This is a genomic window from Streptomyces sp. BE303 (genome assembly GCF_036290945.1).
Lineage (GTDB): Bacteria > Actinomycetota > Actinomycetes > Streptomycetales > Streptomycetaceae > Kitasatospora.
Genome location: NZ_JAQYWZ010000814.1, coordinates 163349 through 186756 on the forward strand (window position 1 = coordinate 163349; position 23408 = coordinate 186756).

20 protein-coding genes are annotated in these 23408 nt (G+C 75.1%); 19 read left to right on the forward strand and 1 reads right to left on the reverse strand.

Annotated features, from left to right (window positions below; all coding sequences use genetic code 11):
* Nucleotides 1–36 precede the first annotated feature (36 nt).
* Nucleotides 37–675 carry a TetR/AcrR family transcriptional regulator gene (locus PUR56_RS27805; RefSeq protein WP_329950936.1) on the forward strand — a complete coding sequence of 213 codons (639 nt, stop codon included), beginning with the start codon at nt 37–39 and terminating at the stop codon, nt 673–675.
* A gap of 99 nt (nt 676–774) precedes the next feature.
* Here the strand turns inward: PUR56_RS27805 and PUR56_RS27810 are convergent, their stop codons facing one another.
* The gene (locus PUR56_RS27810) at nt 775–1275 is read right to left on the reverse strand and encodes an RrF2 family transcriptional regulator (protein ID WP_329950937.1); all 501 of its coding nucleotides are present in this window, start codon (nt 1273–1275) and stop codon (nt 775–777) included.
* A 163-nt stretch (nt 1276–1438) separates the two neighbouring features.
* Between PUR56_RS27810 and PUR56_RS27815 the strand changes: the two genes are divergently transcribed.
* The 18 genes from PUR56_RS27815 (at nt 1439) to PUR56_RS27900 (ending at nt 23332) form a co-directional block, all read left to right on the forward strand.
* On the forward strand, nt 1439–4177 hold the full coding sequence (locus PUR56_RS27815) for an FAD/NAD(P)-binding protein (protein ID WP_329950938.1): 2739 nt from the start codon (nt 1439–1441) through the stop codon (nt 4175–4177).
* A gap of 895 nt (nt 4178–5072) precedes the next feature.
* Nucleotides 5073–5324: an acyl carrier protein gene (locus PUR56_RS27820; protein WP_329878415.1), complete on the forward strand. Its 252-nt coding sequence runs from the start codon at nt 5073–5075 to the stop codon at nt 5322–5324.
* 24 nt (nt 5325–5348) lie between these two features.
* Complete coding sequence (locus PUR56_RS27825; RefSeq protein ID WP_329950939.1) at nt 5349–6992, forward strand: AMP-binding protein; 1644 nt, start codon at nt 5349–5351, stop codon at nt 6990–6992.
* Nucleotides 6979–8298: an aminotransferase class I/II-fold pyridoxal phosphate-dependent enzyme gene (locus PUR56_RS27830; RefSeq protein ID WP_329950940.1), complete on the forward strand. Its 1320-nt coding sequence runs from the start codon at nt 6979–6981 to the stop codon at nt 8296–8298. The genes PUR56_RS27825 and PUR56_RS27830 overlap by 14 nt, the downstream gene beginning before the upstream one ends.
* Nucleotides 8299–8327: 29 nt before the next feature.
* Nucleotides 8328–8648 carry a phosphopantetheine-binding protein gene (locus PUR56_RS27835; RefSeq protein WP_329950941.1) on the forward strand — a complete coding sequence of 107 codons (321 nt, stop codon included), beginning with the start codon at nt 8328–8330 and terminating at the stop codon, nt 8646–8648.
* A 3-nt stretch (nt 8649–8651) separates the two neighbouring features.
* The gene (locus PUR56_RS27840; RefSeq protein ID WP_329950942.1) at nt 8652–9836 is read left to right on the forward strand and encodes a MupA/Atu3671 family FMN-dependent luciferase-like monooxygenase; all 1185 of its coding nucleotides are present in this window, start codon (nt 8652–8654) and stop codon (nt 9834–9836) included.
* A 154-nt stretch (nt 9837–9990) separates the two neighbouring features.
* A complete protein-coding gene (mpaD, locus tag PUR56_RS27845; RefSeq protein ID WP_329950943.1) occupies nt 9991–11274 on the forward strand; it encodes a daptide-type RiPP biosynthesis aminotransferase in 1284 nt (427 codons plus the stop codon).
* Nucleotides 11271–12485 (forward strand): cytochrome P450, encoded by a 1215-nt coding sequence (locus PUR56_RS27850; protein WP_329950944.1) that lies wholly within the window; start codon nt 11271–11273, stop codon nt 12483–12485. The genes mpaD and PUR56_RS27850 overlap by 4 nt, the downstream gene beginning before the upstream one ends.
* Before the next feature lie 41 nt (nt 12486–12526).
* Entirely contained in the window at nt 12527–13639 is a 1113-nt protein-coding gene (locus PUR56_RS27855; protein ID WP_329950945.1) for an isopenicillin N synthase family dioxygenase, read from the forward strand.
* Nucleotides 13636–14652, forward strand: coding sequence for a 3-oxoacyl-ACP synthase III family protein (locus PUR56_RS27860; protein WP_329950946.1), 1017 nt, complete (start codon nt 13636–13638; stop codon nt 14650–14652). The genes PUR56_RS27855 and PUR56_RS27860 overlap by 4 nt, the downstream gene beginning before the upstream one ends.
* A gap of 108 nt (nt 14653–14760) precedes the next feature.
* Nucleotides 14761–16410 (forward strand): carbamoyltransferase family protein, encoded by a 1650-nt coding sequence (locus tag PUR56_RS27865; protein WP_329950947.1) that lies wholly within the window; start codon nt 14761–14763, stop codon nt 16408–16410.
* The gene (locus tag PUR56_RS27870; protein WP_329950948.1) at nt 16407–17183 is read left to right on the forward strand and encodes a nucleotidyltransferase family protein; all 777 of its coding nucleotides are present in this window, start codon (nt 16407–16409) and stop codon (nt 17181–17183) included. The genes PUR56_RS27865 and PUR56_RS27870 overlap by 4 nt, the downstream gene beginning before the upstream one ends.
* On the forward strand, nt 17159–18295 hold the full coding sequence (gene rfbG / locus PUR56_RS27875; protein WP_329950949.1) for a CDP-glucose 4,6-dehydratase: 1137 nt from the start codon (nt 17159–17161) through the stop codon (nt 18293–18295). The genes PUR56_RS27870 and rfbG overlap by 25 nt, the downstream gene beginning before the upstream one ends.
* Nucleotides 18292–19572 (forward strand): glycosyltransferase family 4 protein, encoded by a 1281-nt coding sequence (locus tag PUR56_RS27880; RefSeq protein WP_329950950.1) that lies wholly within the window; start codon nt 18292–18294, stop codon nt 19570–19572. The genes rfbG and PUR56_RS27880 overlap by 4 nt, the downstream gene beginning before the upstream one ends.
* Nucleotides 19565–20680 (forward strand): nicotinate-nucleotide--dimethylbenzimidazole phosphoribosyltransferase, encoded by a 1116-nt coding sequence (locus PUR56_RS27885; protein ID WP_329950951.1) that lies wholly within the window; start codon nt 19565–19567, stop codon nt 20678–20680. Before PUR56_RS27880 ends, PUR56_RS27885 begins: the two co-directional genes overlap by 8 nt.
* Nucleotides 20677–21357, forward strand: a complete 681-nt coding sequence (locus tag PUR56_RS27890; protein WP_329950952.1) for an HAD family hydrolase — start codon at nt 20677–20679, stop codon at nt 21355–21357. The genes PUR56_RS27885 and PUR56_RS27890 overlap by 4 nt, the downstream gene beginning before the upstream one ends.
* Nucleotides 21354–22754, forward strand: a complete 1401-nt coding sequence (locus PUR56_RS27895; protein ID WP_329950953.1) for a class I adenylate-forming enzyme family protein — start codon at nt 21354–21356, stop codon at nt 22752–22754. Before PUR56_RS27890 ends, PUR56_RS27895 begins: the two co-directional genes overlap by 4 nt.
* Nucleotides 22751–23332 carry a chorismate--pyruvate lyase family protein gene (locus PUR56_RS27900; RefSeq protein WP_329950954.1) on the forward strand — a complete coding sequence of 194 codons (582 nt, stop codon included), beginning with the start codon at nt 22751–22753 and terminating at the stop codon, nt 23330–23332. Before PUR56_RS27895 ends, PUR56_RS27900 begins: the two co-directional genes overlap by 4 nt.
* The last annotated feature ends 76 nt before the right edge of the window (nt 23333–23408 follow it).

Below are 23408 nucleotides of genomic sequence, written 5' to 3' on the forward strand. Positions count from 1 at the left end.
TCGCCAGACTCTCCGGGGCTGAACTAGGGTCGCCGTATGATCCGGTCCCCCCGCAGACGCTCCCGCATGGCCGAGGGCCTCCCGCCCATCACCGCGGAGAAGATCGTCGCCGCGGCTCTGGAGCTGACCAGGGCGCACGGGCTGGACACCTGGTCGATCCGCCGGCTGTCGGGGGCCCTCGACGTCTGGCCGGGCGTGATCTACCACCACGTCGGCGACCGGGACGCCGTGGTGGCGGAGGTCACCGGTGCCGTGGTCGCCGCCCTGCCCGTCCCGGACCCGAGCCTCCCCTGGCGGCAGTGGTTCACCGAGCTCCTGCTCGACGGACGGACGGTGATGCGGCAGTATCCGGGCGTCGCCCGACGGATGTGCCTCGTCGGCCCGACCGTGCCGGCCGCCCTGCCCGTCGTCGAGACCGGCGTGCAGATCCTGGAGCGCGCCGGGTTCGGCGCGGACGCCGCCCTGGTCTACCGCTACCTGTTCAACAGCGCCTTCCTGCTGGTCGCCGCCGAGGACGACCGCGCCGCGGCCCCCGCCGCCCGGGACGCCCGGGAACGCGCGCCCCACCAGCAGACTCCCGACGAGGCCGCGACCGCGTTCTACGCGTTCACGGTCGCCCGGGCCCTCGACGGCGCCGAGGCCCTCCTCGGCCGCGGCACGCGCCGGACGCGCTGAACGCTCCGAACGCACCGAACGCGCCGGGGGCCGATCTGGGCCCCTCGACAAGCCGCCCGGTAAGCCGAGTCGCCGCCCCGGACCGGTCCGCGCCGACGCTCAGTCGAGACCGCCCGGCCCCTGCACCGCCGAGGTGTCGGCGACCGGATGGCGAACGTCCTCGACGTACTGCCGCGCCCGCGCCCGGACGCCCTCGGGAAGCTGCCCCCGGGCCAAGTCCTCCAGCGTGACGTGCTCCAGGACCTGCCGCAGGCTGACCCGCACCGCCCGCCAGACGTCCGGCAGTTGAGCCGCCGCGCCCGGGTAGTCGAGGCCCGTGAGGCTGAGGTCCCGGACATTGGCGAGCGAGCCGTCCACGGCCCTGATGACGTCCGCGAGGGTGATCTCCGCGGCGGGTCGGGCCAGGGCGTAGCCGCCCTCGGGGCCCCGCACGCTGCGCACCAGCCGGTGCTGACGCAGCTCGCGCAGGATCGAGAGGAGGAACCGCAGCGGAATGTCCTGGGCACCCGACAGGTACTCCGCCTTCGTCGGGCCGGCGGGCCGGAGGGCCAGCTCCGCCATGGCCCGTACCGCGTAGTCCGCCCTGGCCGAGATCCGCATGGGTCCAATCTCTCACGCCGCCCCCTCGGTCACACCACCGCTCCGGGCACGATCCGATCACCACGCGACCCACACACCTCGGACACCTGATCAGACGCCCCCGTCACTCCACTTCCATATAGTGCATCGAGTTAGTGGACAACATCGCTCGCTGGAGAAACCGATGTCCCTGCCGACACACCAGTCCCACCCGACCCGGCACACCGTGGCGGTCGTCGGGGCCGGCGCCGCCGGCGCGCTCGTGGCGATCCACCTGTGCGAGGCCGCCCTCCGCCGGAACACCCCCTTAACCCTCCTCCTCGTCGACCCCGCCCTCGCTCCCGGCTCGGGCTCGGCCCCGGGAGCGGGCACCGCGTACGCCACCCGGGACCGCCGACACCGGCTGAACGTCCCTGCGGGGGGCATGAGTTGCTACCCCGAGGACGACACCCACTTCGTCCGCTGGCTGGTCCGCCACGCGGACGCCCGCACCACCGCCGCCGACTTCGTCCCCCGCGGGCTCTTCGGCTCCTACCTCGCCGACGCCCTCACCGACGCCTCGGCCCGGGCCCGCGCCCTGGTCACGGTGCACCGGGTCGCGGCCACCGTGACCGGCCTCGCCCGACAGCGCGGCCGGACGGTGCTCACCTTCGCCGACGGCGCCGAACTCACGGCCGACAGCTGCGTCCTGGCCACCGGTCCGCTCCGCTCGCGGCAGTCCTGGGCACCGCCCGGGCTCCGCGACTCCGCCCGGTTCGTCCCGGATCCCTGGGCGCCGGACGCCCTCGCCGGGCCGCTCGCGTCCGACGGCGACGTGCTGCTCGTCGGCACCGGGCTGACCGCCGTCGACGTGGCGCTCACCCTCGACCGTCCGGGCCGCACCCTCCACGCCGTGTCCCGCGGCGGCGACCTGCCCAGCCCGCACGCCGTGGCCCCCCTCGCCGCCGTCCCGCCTGCCGAGCCGCTGGACGGGCTCGCCCTCGCCGACCTGCGGCGTGCCGTCCAGCGGCACGTCCGCCGCACCGTCCGCACGCACGGGGACTGGCGGCCGGCCCTCGACGGTCTGCGCCCGCTGACCGCGCGGCTCTGGTCGGCCCTCTCCGTCGAGGAGCGCGCCGAGTTCCTCGCCCGCGACCGCTCCCGGTGGAACACCCGCCGGCACCGGATGGCACCCGCGACCGCCGAGGCCCTCGCCCGGCTCCGGGAGGCCGGCCGGTTCCGGCCCGCCGCCGGGCAGGTGGCAGCCGTCCGGGAGGACGAGCCCGGGGGCACCGGGCTCGTCGTCACCCTGGTCGACGGCCGCACCCTGCGGGTCCGCTGGGTGGTGGACTGTACCGGGCCGGCGACCGATCCGGCCCGCTCCCCCGACCCCCTGCACACCGGCCTCCTGGACGCCGGCCTCGCCCGCACCGGCCCACTGGGCATGGGGTACGCGACGGACCCGGACGGACGGCTCCTCGGCGCCGACGCCTCGGCGCCCGCGCCCCTGTGGACGCTCGGCGCCCACCGCCGCGGCGAACTCTGGGAGACCACGGCGGTACCCGAGATCCGGGCGCAGGCCGCGCGCATCGCGGACGTCCTGCTGACCCGGGCCGCCGCTCCCCGGACCCGCCCCGCAGGCGTCCGGCCCACGGACCCGATGGGGCTTCCGCTCAGCACCGACCCGGCGGCGGCCGAGGCCTACCGCACGGCCCTGGACCTCCTCATGGCGGTCCGGGCCGGCGCCGACGAGGCACTGCACCGGGCCCTCGAACTCGACCCGGGCTTCGCCCTCGCGCACGCCGCGCTGGCCGCGCTCGGCCATGAGGGCGGTGCCACCGCGGACGTCCCCCGCGCGCTCGCCGACGCCCGCAGCGCGGTCCGCGAGCGCGGCGACGAACGGGAACGCTCACTGGTCGAGGTCGTGGCCCACCGGGTCCGCGGCACCGGCGGGGACGCCGCGCTGCTGCGCCACCTCGCCGACCACCCCCGGGACGTGCTCGCACTCGGCATGGCCGTCCCCACCATCGCCTTCTCGGGTGTGACGGACCTTCAGGACTACGCGTACCGGCTGGTCGGGCGCATCGCTCCGGAGCACGACGGCCACTGGTTCCACACCTCGCTGCTCGCCTTCATCCGGCAGGAGCAGGGCGACTTCGCGGCCGCCGAGCAGCTCGCCGACCGGGCCCTCGGCGTCGAACCGGCCGCCGGCCACGCCGTGCACGCCCTCACCCACGTCCACTACGAACGCGGGAACCACGAGGAGGGGCGCCGCTGGCTCGACGCGTGGATCGACCGCCACGGCCTGGGCACCGCGCACCACGCCCACTTCTCCTGGCACGCGGGCCTGCACGAACTGGCCCTCGACGACGCGTCCGCCGTCCGGGAGCGCTGGTACTCCCAGCTGTCGCCGTCCCGGGTGAGCGGCGTCCGGGCGCTCGTCGACTCCGCCTCGTTCCTGTGGCGGGCCCGACTGGCCGACCGGTGGCACGGCGCGACGCCCGTCACCGCGGTGCTGGACTCGATCGGCCGCGAGTCCCTGGAACGGCCCGCGACGGCCTTCGTCGCCCTGCACAGCGCGATGGCTCTCGCGTCCGCGGGCGACCTGGTCGGGCTGCACCGCCTCCGGCGGCACGCGGCGTGGCACACCGACCCCGTGCAGCACGAGGTCATCGCGCCGCTCTGCGACGCCATGACGGCCGTCGTCGAGGAGCGCTGGGGCGACGCCGCGGACACGCTGACCGCCCTGCGGCCGACGCTGCGCCGGGCCGGCGGGAGCGCCGCCCAGCGCGAGGTGGTCGAGGAGACGCTGATCCACGCGCTGACCGCCGCCGGCCGCTACGCCGACGCGGAGCGGCTGCTGCGGACCCGACTCGACCGCCGTCCCTCCCCGCTCGACCGGCGCCGGGTCCGGTCGCTGCCCCGGCACCTCCCGACGGCCTGACCGCCGCGGGCCCGACCAGGACCACCGGCCACCGCCGATCGCCACCGGCCACCGCCGGCCTGTCCCCCGCGCCGACCTCACGCGCCCGGGGACAGGCCGGCGGTGGTCGTCAACCGGCCTCGGGTGCGGGGGATTTCACGGAACCCGGGCCGGTGTCGTCGCGGCACTTCCGGTGGCGTTTCCCCCACCGCGAACGGCATTCCGTGGGCGCCTCCGCACGACGGGACCGCGGTCCCCCCAATTCACCGCCGGTGAACGGGCGTCAGTAATTCCGCTCATCATCGTCACCCCCCGTGATCGCAATTCGGGTCGGCCTCCGACCGCGCCAAGAAGGGGCGTTCGGCGCCGAACCGGCTCGGAGCCTATGCGGCCGACCGCAAGATCGTCAACGGCCTTTCCGGGAGCCCGAATCCCGCGAATCGGACCAATGGGTGGAACCTTCGCAAGAGCGCGGACAGCGGGACAGCTTCCCAGGTCAGGAGGGCTGGGATAGGGTGCGGCCGACGGGCCGGCCCAGGGGGGCCGGAGCCCGTCGGGCCGCTGCGCCCAGGGGGTTCCGGGCCGCGCCACGTCTCCGCGCCACGCCTGATCCGACGTCATCCGGTTCGGTACGGACCGGGATCGACGATGCGCGCACCGACTGTCACTCCAGTCACATTCCGCAGGCCAGCGCTCTATGCCGTGTACCTGACATGCTTATACTGGCGCTGCCTCACCAAGGGACTGCTTCCACGCGCCCCGAGGTCCACCACCGCCGCCGCGGCATCCGGCCCGCGAGGCGGCAGCGCGCTCCCCCACCCGTGTGCGGGGGACACCGACCGGTGGCCGTCCTCCGCACGGCCGCCCGGAGAATCTGCACGTCCGTTTCGTCGTGACGAAGTTTGGAGAAATCACCATGACCTCACGTCAGGAGATCACGGATTCCGTGGTACTTCGTCTTCGCCAGACCCTCCCCGCCCTCGGCGAGGACGGCGTGAACGAGGACAAGGACCTGCGCGACTACCCGGAGTTCGACTCGCTCGGAATTCTGGAGGTCCTGGTCTGGCTGGAGGGCGAATTCGCCGTCTCCATTCCCGACGAGGAACTGAGCGTGGACAACTTCAACACCATCGGGAAGATCGTCGACTACGTCGTCGCCCAGGGCTAGGGCTCTCGTCACCGGAGTCGGACGATGGAGATCTTCACCCTGCCGGACCTGCTCACGGTCCGCGCGGCGACCCATGGCGCCAACCCGGCCGTGAGCCGGCACGGCGACGTGCTGAGCTACCGCGAACTGCTGTCCCTGGCCGAGGGGTTCGCCGACGCCCTGGCCGCGAACGCGGTCGGGCCGGGCGACCGGGTCGCCGTCCTCCTGCCCAACTCGGTGCAGTGCCTCGGGTGGTTCTTCGGGGCACTGCGGCTGGGCGCGGTCGCGGTGGTCGTCAACGAGTCGCTGAAGCCGCAGCAGGTCGAGCACATCGTCCGGCACAGCGGTGCGGCCGTGGTGGTGACCGACCGGCGGCACCGCCCGCTGGTGGGCGACCTCGGCGTGCCCGTGCTCGACGCGGCGGACGCCGCCCCGCGCGGCGGCACCGGCGACCCGGCCAGGACACCCGGCACCGCCGCGGGGACCGTCGGCACGGGGACCGTCGGCACGGGGGCGGGCCGCACAGGGCCGATCAGCGGGGACCTCGCCGCCCTGATCTACACCTCCGGCTCCACCGGCCGGCCCAAGGGCGTCATGGTCACCCACGCCAACCTGGTCGCGGGGGCCCGGATCGTCGCGACGTACCTGCGCCTCACGGAGGCGGACCGCACCCTCTCCCTCCTGCCGTGGAGCTTCGACGCCGGCCTCAACCAGGTGCTGGCGACGTTCTGGGCCGGTGGCACGCTGGTCATCGGCGGCCCGGCCTTCGCACCCAGGGTCTGCCGGGAGCTGGCCGCCGAGCGGATCACCGGCCTCGCCGGGGTTCCGCCGCTCTGGGAGCTGCTGGTCAACCGGCCGTCACCGTTCCTCGGCCTCGACCTGCCCGAACTGCGCTACGTCACCAACACCGGCGGCGCGCTGCGGGCCGACACCGTCGCCCGGATCAGGGACGCCCACCCCGGCACCGAGGTCTACCTGATGTACGGGCTCACCGAGGCGTTCCGCTCCACCTACCTGCCGCCCGACCTGGTCGACAGCCGCCCGGGGTCGATGGGCCGGGCGATCCCGGACACCGAGATCCTGGTGCTCGACGAGCACGGGCGCCGCTGCGCGCCCGGCCAGGTGGGCGAACTCGTCCACCGGGGGCCGACCGTCGCCGCGGGCTACTGGCGCGACCCGGACGCGACCGCGCGGGTGTTCCGGCCGTACCCGTTCGCCCCGGGCGGGGCGGTCGCGGAGCGGGTGGTCCACTCGGGCGACTACGTCCGCTGCGACGAGCAGGGGTTCCTCAGCTACCTCGGGCGGCGCGACGAGCAGTTCAAGTCCCGTGGCTTCCGGGTCAATCCGACCGAGATCGAGGCCGGACTGCTCGCCTCCGGCCTGCTCACGGAGGCGGTCGTCTTCGCGGACCGCCCCGGCCTGTCCGCCGACCCGGCCGACGGGACGGACGCCGATCCCGTCGTCGTCGCCGTCGTGGTGCCCGCCGACCCGGCCGGCTTCGCCCTCGACCTGCTGGAGGAGCACATCGCCGCACACCTGCCGCTCTACCAGCGGCCCGGTCGCCTCCGGGTGCTGCCGACGCTGCCCCGCACCTCCTCGGGCAAGGCGGACCGTGCCCGGGTCAAGGCCGAGTACGGCGCCCGGCCCGCCGCCGAGGCACCGCAGGAGGCCGCCCGTGCGACCCGCTGACACCACGGCGTCGACCGGCGCCACGGCGCCCACCGAACCCACCGCGCCGACCGAACCCACCGAGCCCACCGGCGTCACGGCACCCGCCGGGCCCGTCGGCGTCACGGGGCCCGCCGACGAGGAGGCCCGGCTCGCCGCTCCGCTGGAGCGGTTCGCCGCCCTGCACGCGGCGACGCTGCGCGGATCACGCGGCGGTGTCGTCGACCTCTCCTACCCCAATCCCCTGGTCCACCGCGACCCGCGCGGATTCGACCTGCTGCGCACGCTGACCGCCTCGGTCGGGCAGAGCGAGCTCCAGTACACGCCGTTCGGCGGCGGCACGCTCGCCCGGCGCCGAACGGCCGCCGCGCTCTCGCGGCGGCTGGGCCTGCGGCTGGGTCACCGCGACCTCCTGCTGACCCCGGGCGCGACCGCCGCGCTGAACACCGCCCTGGCCGCCCTCTTCGAACCCGGGGAGGAGGTACTGGTCGTCACGCCGTGCTGGATGGACTACTTCCTCTACGCGCACCGGCTGGGCCTGCGGGCCCGCCCGGTGCCCTCGGGCGCCGGCAAGCGGCTGGACCTGACGGCGCTCGCCGCGGCGATCGGTCCCGACACCGCGGGCGTGATCATCAGTCAGCCGGTCTGCCCGACCGGGGTGCTGCACGACGCGGACGAGCTGACCGGACTGGCGGACACCCTGCGCGCCGCCGCCTCCCGTTTCGGCCGCGCGCCCGTGCTGATCAGCGACGAGGTGCACCGCGACCAGAACTGGGGCGGGGCACCCTTCACCAGCCCGATGCAGGTGTACCCGGACACGGTCAGCGTGTACTCGTACGGCAAGGCGTGGTCCCTCCAGGGGCAGCGCACCGGCTACCTCGCCCTCGGGCCGGGCCTGCGCCGGCGGGAGGAGACGAGGGTGCGCGCCGAGCGGGCCCTGCGCTCGATGGGCCACTGCGCCCCGACCGCCCTGATGCAGCGGCTCGTGCTGGAGCTGGCCGATCTCGACCCCGACTGCGGGGACCTGCGCGCCGACCAGGTGCGGCTGCGCGCGCTGATGACCGACCTCGGCTACCGCGTGGTCGGCGGCGGGGCCACCGGCTTCCTGTACGCCGAGTGCCCGTACGGGCTGGGCGGCTGGGAGTTCGTGGAACTGCTCGCCGCGCACGGCCTGATCGCCATGCCGTCGGAGCTCTTCCACGAGGAGGGCCACTTCCGGGTGGCCCTCAACACGGGGCCGGACCGGTTCGAGGACATCGGGCGGCGGTTGCGCACGGCCTTCGAGGAGGCTCGCGAGCGGGGCCGGCCGCACACGAATTCCAGCTGAGCAGAAGGGTGGAGACCATGGAGAACACCATGTCCGGCATTTCGGCCGGCGGTGTCGCGGACATCACGGAAATCACGGGGACCGCGGCGATCGCGGAAATCCTGGAGCGTTTCGTCCGGACCGAGGGGCGGGTCGACGACGGTGACCCGGAATTCACCCGGCAGATCGACCTCTTCGATTCCGGATACCTGGATTCGCTGGGGACCCTGCACCTCATCCAGCACATCGAGGAGCGGTTCCGATTCGAGCTCGGCGACGACGCCCTCGGTGACCCGTCGTTCGGCAGCATCGACGGGATCAGCTCGATCGTCGCCGCCGCGCTGGCGGCGGCCGGCTCGCGGGAGCGCTGAGCGGTGGACCTCGGCCTCTTCTACTTCGCGGACGACGCCGCCGCCCCGGACACCGCGGCCCCGAACACCGCCGCCCCGGACGGCACCGCCCCCCGCGGCGGCGTCACGGACCGCTACCGCCTGCTCCTGGAGGGCGCCCGGTTCGCGGACCGCGCCGGTTTCGCCGCCGTCTGGACGCCCGAACGGCACTTCCACCGCTTCGGCGGCCTCTACCCCAACCCCGCGGTCACCGGCGCCGCCATCGCCGCGTGCACCGCGCGGATCGCGATCCGCGCGGGCAGTGTCGTCGCCCCGCTGCACCATGTGCTGCGCATCGCCGAGGAGTGGGCGGTGGTGGACGGCCTGTCCGGCGGACGGGCCGGCCTCTCGCTGGCCTCCGGCTGGAACCCGGCCGACTTCGTCCTGCGCCCCGAGGGGTTCGAGGGGCGCGACCGCGCGGCGGTCGAGGCCGTCGACACGCTGCGCCGGCTCTGGCGCGGCGAGCCGCTGCCGGCCGCCACCGCCGACGGGCCCGAGGGCCCGCGGATCTTCCCCCTGCCCGTCAACGGCCCGCTGCCGATGTGGCTGACCAGCGCGGGGAACCCCGAGACCTTCCGGGCTGCCGGACGCACGGGCGTCGGTGTGCTGACCCACCTGGCCAACCAGGACCTCGCCGAGCTCGCCCTGCGGACGGCCGAGTACCGGCACGAGTACGCCGCCGCCGGGCACCCGGGGCGGGGCAGGGTGGTGCTGATGGTCCACACCCTCCTGGGCGAGGACCAGGCCGAGGTCGAGGCGCGGGCCCGCGGGCCGCTGGAGGAGTACCTGGTCAGCGCCATGACCCTGTTCGGCCCCCAGGAGAGCGCCGGGTGGAGCCCGGCCCGCACCCGGGCCGTCGTCCGGCCCGCCCTGAGGCGCTACCTGCACCAGGGGTGCGGTCTGTTCGGGACGGTCGCCCGGGCCGAGGAGCTGGTCGAGGAGTACCGGCGGGCCGGTGTCGACGAGCTCGCCTGCCTGGTCGACTTCGGGGTGCCCGCGGCGGAGGTGCTGGACGGCCTGGAGCACCTCGCCGAGCTCGGCCGCCGAGTGGCCCGCCCGGCTCCCGGACGGGGCGCCACGGTCCCGGACGCCGGGCCGCGCCCCGCTCCGGGAGCGGTACCGGCGCATTCTTCGAGCCCGCCCCCGGAAAAGGCTGTTCAGAGCCCCTGATCTCTTGTACCGTACATGATCAAAGGCATTGCGCCGACCCTTCTCGTGAATGCGCGAATTCTCCGGCCGGCGCCATCCACCCGGCCCTGCGGGATTGCGGCCGACAACCACGGGCGAAGACCTTCCTGACCACATCATCACGCCGGGGGAAAACGTGGGAACCGATTCTGCGCGCTATCCGCTGTGGGAGCTCCTGGAGCGCCCCAGCACGTTCGGGAGGGCGTCCCACACGGCGGTCCGCGCCGAGGGCACCCGGGTGCTCTTCGCCGACGGGCAGTGGCGCCAGTGCGCCACCAGCGGCCTGTGGAACGTCAACCTCGGCTACGGCAACCCCCGGATCGCCGACGCCGTCCGGACCGCGTTGATCGAGACGTCGTACTTCTCGCTGTTCCGCGCCGGGCACGAGCCCGCCGTCGCCGCCTCCCGGGCCCTGCTCGACGTCTGCGGCCCCGAGCACTTCGGCCGGGTGCTCCACTCCACCTCGGGCAGCGCCGCCAACGACCTGACCATGAAGCTGGCGCGCCAGTACTGGTCGCTGCACCGGCAGTTCCGCCGCCGGGTCGTCGTCGGCCTCAAGGGCAGCTACCACGGCCTCACCTACGGCAGTCACGCCCTGACCGGCATGTCGCTCGGCCAGAGCTACTACAGCGTCGACCAGCGGCTCATCCGGCACGTCAGCCACGAGGACCCGGCCGAGCTGGAGGAGCTGCTTCGCACGGAGGGCGACAGCATCGCCGCCGTCGTGGTCGAGCCGGTCCTCGGCACCGGCGCGCTCCCGCTGCCCGACACCATGCTCGCCGCCCTCGCCCGGCTGCGCCGCGAGTACGGCTTCCTGCTGGTGGCCGACGAGGTCGCCACCGGGTTCGGCCGCACCGGCTCCTACTTCGCCTCGCAGAACTGGCCCGAGCCGCCCGACGTCCTGCTCGCCTCCAAGGGCCTCACCAACGGCACCTGCGCCGCCGCCGCGGTCGTCGTCTCGCACGCGATCTGCGACGTCTTCGACCGGGCCGACTCCGCCCTCACCCACGCCGAGACGCAGGCCGGGGCTCCCCCGACCTGCGCCGCGATGCTGGCGACCATCGACGAGATGGCACGCCTCGACGCGGTCGGCCGGGCCGGCCGGGTCTCCGCGAAGCTCGACGGCCTCCTCGCCGAACTGACCGCGCACCCGCTGGTCGCCGACGACAACGGCCTCGGCTGCTTCCGGGCCCTGCGGCTGAGTGCCGACGGCGCCGACCTGTCCGAGTCGGTCCTCGGCCGGGTCGTCGACGAGATCCGGCAGGCCGGCGCGCTGGTGTCGGCCGGCCCGAGCCGGATCCAGCTGGCCCCGGCCCTGGTGTACCGGGACGAGGACGTGGAGTCGCTGGCCGCGGCCCTGCGCACCGGTCTCGACCGGGCCGCCGAGTGGCTGCTCGCCCCGGCGGCGGGCCGCCCGTGACCGCCGACACGATCGACGCCGCCACCGCCGTCGGCTGGTCCTTCCCCGTACCGCGCAGCGACCCCCGCGACCCGCCGGCCGCGTACCGCACCGCCGAGGGCGAGCCGGTCCGGCGGGTGCCGCTCAGCTACGGCGGCGAGGCCTGGCTGGTGACCGACTTCCGGACGGCCCGCGCCGTCCTCGCCGACCACCGGGGCTTCAGCTCGGACTCCACCCTGCCCGGCTACCCGGCCTTCCCGCTCTCCTCCAAGCGGCCGATCCCCGGCCACTTCCTGTCCATGGACCCGCCGCAGCACACCCGGCTGCGGCAGCTGGTCGCGGCGGAGTTCAGCGGCTCCCGGGTCAGGGCGATGCGCCCCGCCCTGACCGCCTCCGCCGACGAGCTGATCGACCGGATGGTCGCGGCCGGCGGCCCGCAGGACCTCGTCACCTCGCTCGCCGTCCCGCTGCCCGCCCTCAGCGCCTCGCAGATGCTGGGCACCCCGCTCGCCGACCGGGACTTCTTCCTGGACTGCACCCGGGACCTGCAGACGCACGACGCCACGGCGGTGCAGCGCGTCCTGGCGGCCGGGAGGATGAACCAGTACCTGGAGCGGCTCTTCACCGCCAAGCGGACCGGCTCCGACGACGACCTGTTCAGCCGTCTCGCGCGGAGCCTCGACGACGGCGACCTGACCATGACCGAGCTGGTCAACCTGGCCAACCTGATCGTCGTCGCGGGCCTGGAGACCACCGCCGGGCTGTTCTCGCTGACCATGCTGTCGCTGCTCGGCGACCCCCGCCAGGCCGAGCTGGTCCGGGCGGACCCGGAACGCCGGGCCGGACACGCGGTCGCCGAGGCGCTGCGCTACTGGACCCTCGTGCAGCACGGCGTCGCCCGGGTCGCCCTGCGCGACACCGAACTCGGCGGGCGCACGGTCCGCGCCGGGGACGGCGTGGTGGTCCACCTGGCCACCGCCAACCGGGACCCCGCCGTGTTCGAGGAGCCCGACCGCTTCGACCTGACCCGTACGGTGCGCAGCCAGCTGGCCTTCGGGCACGGCATCCACCGCTGCCTCGGGAGCGCGCTCGCCCAGACCCAGACCGAGCTGGCCGTGGCCGCCCTGCTGCGCCGCCTGCCCGGTCTGCGGCTCGCCGAACCGCAGGCCGAGCCGCCGTTCCTGGCGGAGATGCTCATCTACGGTCTGCGGTCGCTGCACGTCACCTGGTGACCCGTCACCGGAAGTCACCATCGCTAGGAGGGGGAGGCCCGATGCCCGGCACACCGACCACACCGACCACACCACCGGCACCGACCGCACCACCGGCACCGGCACCGGCACCGAACGCACCCGTCGCACCCGTCGCACCCGTCGCGCCGGACGCGCCCGCCGCGCAGTCCGCGCCCGGCGAGGGCGGCGACGGCACCACCCTGCTGCACGGCTACGTGCCCGTCATCGACCTGGGGCTCGACGCGCCGCCGGACGCGCGACGCCGGGCCGGCGTGGCCGAGGCCGTCCGCAAGGCGTGCGAGACCAGCGGCTTCCTCGTCGTGGTCGGCCACGGGGTGCCCGAAGCGACCGTCACCGCGCTGTACGAGGCGGCCGGCGCGTTCTTCCGCGGGCCCGCCGAGGTGCGCGACGGCGCCGCCAACGACCCCGACGACCCGCTCCAGCACGGCTACGGCGCCAACGACCGGCTGCACCTGTTCGGCGGGAGCCTGCTCGGCGAGCGGACCGGGAACCGCTTCCCCGGGCTGGACAGCCCCAACCGCTGGCCCGACCAGCCGGGCTTCCGGGACGCGTTCCTGGAGTACTACCGCGCCGCCACCGTCCTGTCGGCGGAGCTGATGCGGCTGTTCGCCCTCGGGCTGGGCCTTCCCGAGACCTGGTTCGACGACAAGTTCGAGCGGCACATGACCCCGATGATGGTCAACTACTACCCGCCCCGCACCGGCGTCGCCCACGACAAGCTGCGCAACAGCCCGCACACCGACTTCGGCAGTCTCACCGTCCTCTACCAGGACGAGGCGCCCGGCGGCCTCCAGGTGCGCGACCAGGAGGGCCGGTGGCTGGACGTACCGCCGCTGCCCGGCTCCTTCGTCGTCAACCTCGGCCGGCTGATGACCCGGTGGACCAACGACCGCTGGGCGAGCACCGTGCACCGGGTGGTCAACCCGCCGAAGGAGCAGGAGCACCTCGACCGGATCTCCATCGCCTTCTTCTACCAGGCGGACCCGGAGACCGAGATCGCCTGCATCCCCACCTGCACCACGCCCGACGACCCGCCGCACCACCCGCCGGTCCGCTCCGGCGACTACTTCCTGTCGAAGTCCCGGCGGGCGTACGTCCTGCGCAGCATGGGCCGGCTGGACGCGGCGCCGTGACCTACGGGATCAGCGCCGTCGACTACGCGCTCGGTGAACCCTGCGACGTCGCCGAGCAGGCACCCCGCTACACCCGCGACCTCAAGCGGGTGGAGGACTGGGGCTACCGCCGGTTCCACCGCGCGCCGGACGGCGTCGGGCTGACCGACCTGGCCGCGCAGGCGGGCCGACGGGCGCTCGACCGCGCCGGGATCGCGGCGGACGAGGTCGACCTGGTGGTGCTGGCGATGGCGGACATCCCCGAGTACCTCTACTGGGACCCGGCCGCGGCGACCCAGGCCAAACTGGGCACCCGCCGCGCGGAGGCCCTGCTGGTCAACCAGGCGTGCAGCAGCGGCGTCAGCGGATTCGACGCCGCCGCGGGCAAGTTCGCCACCCACCCCGGTTACCGGACCGCCCTGCTGATCACCGTCAACCGGGTCTGCGAGGCGTACTGGAACCGGATGGAGTCCAGCACGGCGATCACCTCGGACGGCGCGGTGGCGGCAGTGCTGCGGCGCGACGAGGAGCGGTGCCGCTGGCTGGCGACCGAGATCATCACCGACGGGACGTTCGCCGACGTCGCGTACCTGCCCGGCGGCGGTGCGGCCCGGCCGGTCACCGCCGAATCCCCGGACCCCGGCGCCGTCGGCAACCCGGTGACGCTGATGGAGGAGTTCCTCGGCCACGACCTGCGGGCGAAGATCCGCTTCATGCGGCGGACGAGGACCAACGGCCTGGCCGTCCTGGAGGCCGCCTGCCGCCGGGTGCCCGTCCCGGTGGAGGAGGTCCGGCACGTCCTGCACATGAACGGCACCGCGGACGGCCTGGCGGAGGCGGCGCGCGACTACGGCGTGCCGCTGGAGAACACCAACGCGGCCATCGCCCTCGACCACGGCCACTTCGGCTGCGCCGACCAACTGCTCGCGCTCGGCAAGAAGCTGGAGGCCGGCGAGCTCCCGCGGGGCGGGATCGTCGCCCTCACCAGCACCGGGAACGGCATGCACTGGGCCTGCACGCTGCTGCGGGTCTGACGAGCGGCCGACGTCCGGCGGGCACGCGTCCGCCGGCCGTCCGCCGGCCGTCCGACGAACCTCCGCCGAGCCATCCGGGCCCGACAAGCAAGAAGGAGAACAACCCCCGTGCGAATACTCGGACTCGGAGGGTCCCACCACGACTTCGGCGCCTGCCTGGTCGAGGACGGTCGCGTCGTCTCCGCCGTCGAGGAGGAACGCCTCGTCCGGAAGAAGATCGCGTTCGGCCTCGGACCGCGCCTGCAGCAGTGCCGGGCCGGCGACTACGTCCTCGCCGAGGGCGGCCTCGGTCCGCAGGACGTGGACCTGATCGTCGCCAACGACTTCGTCAACCCGGTCTACACGCTGCGCCACCGCGACCGGATCGAATGGATCGGCCACCACCTCTCCCACGCCGCCAGCACCTTCTACACCTCGCCCTTCCAGGAGGCGGCGGTCCTGGTGATGGACGGCCGCGGCTCCACCGTCGAGCGCGACGGCGAGCAGCACGGCGAGACCGTCACCTTCTACCGGGGCGACGCCGACGGACTCACCCCCGTACGCAGCCTGACCGGCCGGGTCGCGACCGCCGAGCACCGGCTCGACGACACGTACGAGAACTCCATCGGCTGGATGTACGAGGCCGTGTCCAAGGAGATCGGCTTCCGCACCGTCGGCGGCATGGGCGCGCCCGGCAAGACCATGGGCCTCGCCCCGTACGGCACCCCGCGCCACGTCGAGGCGCTCGCCGCGCTGTACGACCTGCACGACGGGACCTTCCGCCAGTCGCTGGCCCAGCAGGACGCGGTGCGCGCCCTCGTCGCCGGCGAGCTGGCGAAGGCCGCCGACGAGGAGGCCGCGGACGCGGTCCGCGCGGACTTCGCGTACGCCGTGCAGGCCAACACCGAGCGGATCGTCGTCGAACTCGCCCGCTGGCTGCACCGGGAGACCGGCGCCACGGACCTCTGCCTGGCCGGCGGGGTCGCCCTCAACAGCGTCGCCAACTACCTGATCCTGCGGGACACCCCGTTCGAGCGGCTGCACATCGTGCCGGCCGCGGGCGACGGCGGCACCGCGATCGGCGCGGCCCTGTACGGGCACCACGTGCTCGGCGGGCACCCGTGGGCCCCCTCCCCCGAGCTGTTCTCCCCCTACCTGGGCCGGCTGCACACCGAGGCCGAGATCGAGGCGGCCGTCGCCGCCCAGGGCGGGCGGCTGCGGGTGGAGCGCCCCGACGACCTGTACGCGACGGTGGCCCGCGAACTGGCGGACGGCGCCGTCGTCGGCTGGTTCCAGGGCCGCTCCGAGATCGGGCCGCGCGCGCTGGGCAACCGCAGCATCCTCGCCGACCCGCGCGACCCCGGCATGAAGGACCGCATCAACGCCAAGGTCAAGCACCGGGAGGCGTTCCGGCCGTTCGCCCCGGTGGTCCTGGAGGACCGGCAGACCGAGTACTTCGACACCGCCGTCCCCGCCCACTACATGCTGCTCGTCCCGCAGGTGCGGGAGGACCGGCGGGCGGACATCCCCTCGGTCACGCACGTCGACGGCTCGGCGCGGCTGCAGACCGCGACGCCCGCGCTCAACCCCGAACTGTGCGCGCTGATCACCGCCTTCGACCGGATCACCGGGGTGCCGGTGCTGCTCAACACGTCCTTCAACGACAACGAGGAGCCCATCGTGGAGTCGCCCGAGGACGCGGTGCGCTGCTTCCTCACCACCGAGCTGGACGTGCTGGTCCTGCACGGCCTGGTCGTCCGCAAGGCGGACGGCACGTGACCGGGCGCCCCACCGTCGTCCTGCTCTGCGGCGGCCTCGGCCTGCGCCAGCGCAGCGACGGCGACGACCTCGCCAAGCCGCTGCGCCCGCTCCCGGACGGCCGGGCGCTGATCCTCCACGTGCTCGACTACTACCGCTCGTTCGGCCTGGACGACTTCGTGCTGTGCACCGGCTACGGCGCGCGGGCGATGGAGCGGCTGCTGCTCGACGCGTTCCCGGTCTCCCCGGCGGACGTCGAGACCGGCCCCGGCCTGGTCCGCTTCTCCGCCGGCGGCACCCGGATCACCCTCGTCGACAACGGCCCGTCCGCCGAGAAGTCCGTCCGCCTGCTGGCGGCGGCCCCGCTGCTGCGGCCCGGCACGTTCCTGCTCGGCTACGGCGACGTGCTCTCCGACTTCGACCTGCACCGGCTCCTCGCGCACCACCGGGAGAGCGGCAGCGCCGTCACCATGACCGCCACCCGGGTGCGCTCCCGGTACGGCGAGATCGTGGTCGGCGCCGGCATGTCGGTCACCGCGTTCGTCGAGAAGCCGCTGCAGCCCGCGCTGATCTCGGCCGGCTACTTCGCCTGCTCGCCCCGCCTGCTCACCACCCTCTCGCCCGAACTCGGCCTGGAGGAGGACGTGTTGCCGATGCTGGCCGAGGCCGGCGAGGTCGACGCGGTGGTGCACGACGGGCGGTGGCTGCCGTTCGATACCTACAAGGACTTCGTCGACGCCGAGGCGCTGGCGCAGGAGGAGGGACTCCCATGGCCGACCCCGGTCCGGGCCTGAACCGGACCGCGCCGCACTGGCGCGGCCGGCAGGTCCTCGTCACCGGCCACAGCGGCTTCGTCGGCTCGTGGCTCACCACCGCCCTGCTCCGGCTCGGCGCCGACGTCACCGGCTTCGCGGCCGACGCCGACGAGCGGACGAGGGCCCGCAGCACCGGCCTCGCCGGGCTCGGCGCACGCACCGTCGTCGGCGACGTCCGCGACCTCGACGCCGTGCACCGCACCATGGCCGCGCGGCCGTTCGACGTGGTGTTCCACCTGGCGGCCCAGCCGCTCGTGAGCGTCGGCCTCGCCGACCCGCACACCACCCTCGGCACGAACATCACCGGCTCCCTCAACGTGCTGGAGGCCGTCCGCCGGTGCGCGCCCGGGGTGCTCGTCCACGTCACCTCGGACAAGTGCTACCGCAACCGGAACTGGCCGTGGCCCTACCGGGAGATCGACGAACTCGGCGGCGGCTGCCCGTACAGCGTCTCCAAGGCCGGCGCGGAGCTGGTCTTCGAGGCGTACGCGACGCTGCTGCGCGACACCGGCGCACCCACCCGGGGCGCCTCCGTCCGCTTCGGGAACATCATCGGCGGCGGCGACTTCGCCGTCGACCGCCTGGTGCCCGACCTGCTGGCCGCGCTCGACGCGGGCCGCCCGGTACGGCTGCGCCGCCCCGGTGCCGTCCGCCCCTGGCAGCACGTGCTGGACGTCGTCCGCGGGCTGCTCCTGCTCGCCGACCGGCTGGCCGACGGCACGGTCGCCACCGGCGAGGTCCTCAACTTCGCGCCGCCCGGCGACGGTGCGACCGTCCTCGACCTCGCCCGCGCCCTCGACGCGGCCTGGGTGGCCACCGGCGGCCGGCCCGCCGAGCTGTCCGCCGACCCCGGGACCCGCTTCACGGAGGACGAACTCCTGCGCCTGGACGGCCGCAAGGCCGCCGAGCTGCTCGGCTGGCGCCACCGCTACGACCTCGGGGCCTCGGCCGCCGCCGTCGTCGCCTGGCACCGGGCCGTCCGCGCGGGCACCCCACCCGCCGAGGAGACCGCGGCCCAGGTCGAGGACTTCCTGCGCGACTCCTCCGACACCCACCAGCAGACCGACGGACAGGCAGGCGAGCAGCAGTGAGCAGCGCACGACGGGCAGTCGTCTTCTCCCGGGAGTACCCGCCGACCACCGTCGGCGGCACCAGCACCGTCGCCCGCAACCTCGCCGTCGGCCTGGTCACGGAGGGCTGGCAGGTCTCCGTCGTCACCTCCCGCCCCGGCGCCGTCGACGACCTGCGCGAGCAGGTCGACGGCGTGAGCGTCCACCGCGTCGGCACCGACGCGGTCTACAACTCCGGCAGCGGGCTCGCCGACGACAGCCTGCGCGTCCACCGGCGCTTCCACACCGCCGCGCAGCGGCTCGCCGAGGAGGACGGGGCTCCCGAACTGGTCGCCCTGCCCGACCTGTTCTGCTACCCGGAGGCGGCGATGTTCGCCCGCAGGCACGGCGTGCCGCTGGTCAACGTCCTGCTCCAGGACTTCCGTGCCATCACCCCGTACGACCGGGACAAGCACCGTGTCACCAGCGGGGTCACCGCCGACCGGGCGCACCTGGTGGAGCTGGAACGCAAGTCCGTCCTCGGCAGCGACCACACCGTCTTCATCAGCCGGGCGCTGTCCGACGCGGTGACGGGCTACTACCCGGAGAACACCGCACCGCACTCGGTGATCCACCTCGGTGTCGACCCCGACGAGATCCGGGCGGTCGAAGAGGACCCGCAGTGGCGGCGGCGGCGCGACGCCCTGGCCATCGGCGCCGAGCCGCTGCTGGTCGCCTGCGGCCGGCTCGTCCCGGTCAAGGGCTTCGCCCAGCTGCTCACCGCGCTCGACCTGCTCGGCGCGGTCCGGCGGCCGGACGGCACCGCCGTCCGGCCGCACCTCGCGCTGGTCGGTGTCGGCCCGGAGGAGCAGCCGCTGCGCGAACTCGCCGGACGGCTGGGCCTCACGGACCGGGTGACGTTCCTCGGCGACGTCCCCCGGCAGGAGGCGCTCGGCTGGATGTCCGTCGCCGACGTCGCCGTGGTGCCCAGCCTCTGGGAGTCGTTCTGCTACGTCTGCGCGGAGATGATGGCGTTCGGCCGCCCGGTCGTCGCCACCGCCGTGGACTCGCTGCGCGAGCTCGTGCCCGGCCCGGAGTTCGGCTACCCCGTCCCGGTCGAAGGCCCCTCGGGCGCCCGGGTCCTCGACCCTGCGGTCCTCGCCGACGCCCTGGGCCGGGCCTTCGCGGACCCGGAAGAGGCCGCCCGGCGCGGCGCCGCGGCCCGCGCCCGCGTCGACGAGCACTTCACCAACCGGCGCTTCGCCCGGCGGGTCTCCGACCTCGGACGCGAGCTGGCGGAACGGCGGGCCGATGGCTGACGGCGGGCCGACGGCCGGGGCCTTCGCCGCCACCGGGGCCGGGCGCGGGGCCTCCGCCGGGGCCGACCGCGAGCGGATCGACGCCCTCTGCGCCTCCGTCACCGCCCCCGACCGCCACAGCGCCCGGCTCGCGCAGGTCCGCCAGCTCGCCCTCGCCCGCCCGTCCGGCAGCCTGGGCCGGCTCGACACCCTCGTCCAGCGGGTCGCCGGCATCCGCCGTACGGCCTCGCCCGGCCCGCTGGACACCGTCGTCAGCGTGCTGGCCGGTGACCACGGCGTGGCCGCACACGGCACCTCGCGCTTCCGACCCGGCGTCACCGGCCGGGTGCTGCGCCTCATCGACAGCGGGCAGGCGCCCGTCAACATCCTGGCCGACCGCCTTCCCGCCCGCGTGGAGACGGCCGACTTCGGCCTGGTCGACCCGGTCGGCGACCAGCGTTACAAGATCGCTCCCGGCACGGCCGACATCTCCGTCCGGGACGCCATGACCGCGGATCTGGCCGTCCGCGCGGTCGCGGCCGGAGCCCGCTTCGCCGAGGAACGTCTCGGCGGAGCGGGCCTGGTCGCGATCGGTGAGATCGGCGTGGGGAACACCACCGCCGCCACCGCCCTCGCCGCCCGGCTGCTCGGCCGGACCGCCACCGAACTGACCGGCCTCGGCTCGGGCGTCCCGCAGGACACCGTCCGGCAGAAGGCCGCCCTCGTCGGCCTGGCGCTCGACCGGACCGCCCACCTGCCGGACGACCCGCTCACGGTGCTCGCCGCGCTCGGCGGCTACGAGATCGCCGGCAACACCGGCATCGTCCTCGCGGCGGCGGCCCGCCGGCAGGTCGTCCTCGTCGACGGCGCCATCACGGCGGTCGCGGCCCTGCTCGCCGTCCGCCTCTGCCCGGCGGTGGCGGGGTACCTGATCGCCGCCCACGAATCCACCGAGCCCTCGCACCGGCACGTCCTGGAGGCGCTCGGCCAGCCCCCGCTCCTCCGCCTGGAGATGCGCCTCGGCATGGCCTCCGGCGCCGCTCTCGCGGCCGGCCTGGTCAACGCCGCCCTCGCCGTCGCCGAGCTCACGCCCGGCGCCGCCGTCGCCGGCCTGGCGGAGGCCCAGTGACCGGCCCCACCGCGCCGCCCGCCCCGCCGGCCCCCACCGGCGCGGCCCCGGCACGGCGCGTACGCGGGGTGGTCTTCGACCTCGACGGGACACTGGCCGACTCCTGGTCCCTGCACCTGCGCTGCCTGCGGCGGGGCGTGGCCGCGGTCGGGCCCGACCGACCGAGCGGCGCGCGGCTCGCCGCCGCCCAGCGGCCGACGGACCTGGAGACGCTCGCGGCGCTGGTGCCCGCGGAGCTGCTGGCCGGGGCCGCCCGGGCGTACGACCTCGCGCTGCGGGAGGAGTTGGCGGGCGCCGCGTCGCCCGTACCGCCGATGCCCGGCGCGCGGGAGCTGGTCGGCCTGCTGCGCGCGGAGGGGCTGGTGCTGGGGATCTGCACGGGCCGCTCCCGCGCTCACGCCCGGCTGCTGCTCGACGCGTGCGGCCTTGCGCTCGACCTGACCGTGGCCCGGGAGGACGCGGCCCGCCCCAAACCGGCCGCGGACGGCCTGCTGCTCGCCCTGCGGCGGCTCGGCCTGGCACCCGAGGAAGCGGTGTACGTCGGCGACAGCCCCGCCGACGCCCGGCAGGGGGCGGCGGCCGGGGTCGCCGCGACCTTCGTCCTGGGCCCGCCCGGTCCCGGCCGGATCGCCGCACTGAACGATCTCCCCGCAGCACTCCGAGAGGCCCGGTCATGACCAGCATCGTCCACGCGGTTCGCGACAACGGCGCACCGCCCGACGCCACCGCCCTGGTCGCGAACGGCCGGGCGTGGACCTACCGCGAGCTGCTGGCCGCCGCCGAACGGGTCGCCGCCGCCCTCGCCCGCCGGGACGTCCCCGGGGAGGGCGTGGTGGCGCAGCTGTCGGACCCGGCGGCGACGGCCGCCCTGGTGCTGGGCTGCGACCTGGCCGGGGTGCCGCTGGTGCACCGGGACGCCGCGACTCCCGGCAGCGTCGCAGGCCCGGTCGCCCGGGACACCGAGGCCGGCCCCGACGGCGGCACCGTCCTGTCCGGGGAACCCCCGCTGCTCCTCACCGGGGAGGGCCGCTCGGACCTGCCGGACGGTGTGCCGGCGGGCGCCCACGTCTTCCTGACCTCCGGCTCCACCGGCGCACCGACCGGGATCGTCCGCACGGCCGCCGCCGTACTGGCGGACGCGCGCCGGGTCGGCTGCTTCCTCGGCTACGGGCCGGACGCCCCCGTGGCGGTGGCGGCGCCGCTCTTCCACGCGTACGGGTTCAACTACGGGCTTGTCGCGCCGCTGGTGCTGGGCGCCCCCGTCCGGTTCTGCCCCGTCAGGTCGGTCCCCTCGCGGCTGCTGGCGGCGGTGCGGGACCACGGCGCGCGGACGCTCGTCGCCCTGCCCTTCCACTACGCGCTGCTGGCGCAGGCCGCCGCCGCGTCCGACGACACGGCCACGCCCCCCGGCCTGGAGGTCGCGGTGTCGGCGGGCGCGCCCCTGGGACCGGGAGTGGCCGCCGCCGTCGCCGAACGGTTCACCTTCCGCTTGCACAACTGCTACGGCTCCTCGGAGGCGGGCGCGGTCACGCTCGCCCCGGTCTCCGGCGGCGAGGCCGAGGGCTGGATCGGTGCGCCGCTGCCGGGGGTGGCGGCCGAGGTCGTACCGCCTGACGACGACGACCAGGGTCGGGGCGAACTCCTGCTGGCAACAAGCTCGTTGGCCTTCGGCCGGATCGGCCCGGCGGGCCTGGTCCCACTCGATGTCGACGGGCGGGGCCGCTACCGCACCGGCGACCTCGCCCTCCCGCCGGCCCCGGACGGCGCCCTCCGGCTGGCCGGCCGCATCGGAAGCCTGATCAACGTGGCGGGCAAGAAGGTCGCCCCCGCCGAGATCGAACGGGTCCTGGCCGGGCACCCGGCGGTGGCCGACGTCCAGGTGTCGGCCGCCCCGGACCGCGCGCACGGACAGGTGCCGGTGGCCGAGGTCGTCCTGCGCGCCCCGGCGCCCGACCTGGTGCCGTGGTGCCGCGAGCGGTTGGCGCCCCACCAGGTGCCCCGGCGGATCACCGAGGTCCGGTCGATCCCCCGCTCGGCCACCGGAAAGCCGATCCGCCGTGAGGTCGCCCCGTGAACCCCTCCGCCTCCGTGGCCGACCCGCACGCCTCCCCGCGAGCATCCCCGCACGCATCTCCGCACGCCTCGCCGCACGCCGCCCCGCACGCCTCTGCGCCGGAGCCGGGACGGCTCGGCCTGGTCGGCCGGCTGATCCTCGCGTGCGACGGCACGGTCACGCCCCTGGTCGAGCAGGTCGTGGGAGAGCGCATCGTGACCGCCGGGCTGGCCCACGCGCCGGAGCCGGCGGACGAGGAGGCCGCACGCCTGCTGGCGGTGCCGGTCGGGCTGACGCTGCTGTCGCGCACCACCGAGCTGGTCGGCGCCCGGTCGGGGCTGGTGCACGTGAGGGCCCGGACGCTCATGGTGGTGGAGGCGCTGCCCGCGCCGCTGCGGGCGGACCTGCTGGGCGGGGACGAACCGATCGGGCGGCTGCTGCGCCGGCACCGGGTGGAGTCGTTCCGCGAGATCGTCTCCTCGACGGCGCCCGCGGCCCAGGGGGGCGGCGCCCGGCGGTACCGGGTGGTGACGGGAGGGACCCCGGCGATGCTGATCGACGAGGTCTTCTCCGCACGGTGCCTCGGCGAACCGGTCTGACCGGCCTGACCGACCTGACCGTCTGATCGGCGGCACGACGGGCCCGTGCCCACCGACCGGACGGCGGCGGCGGTTC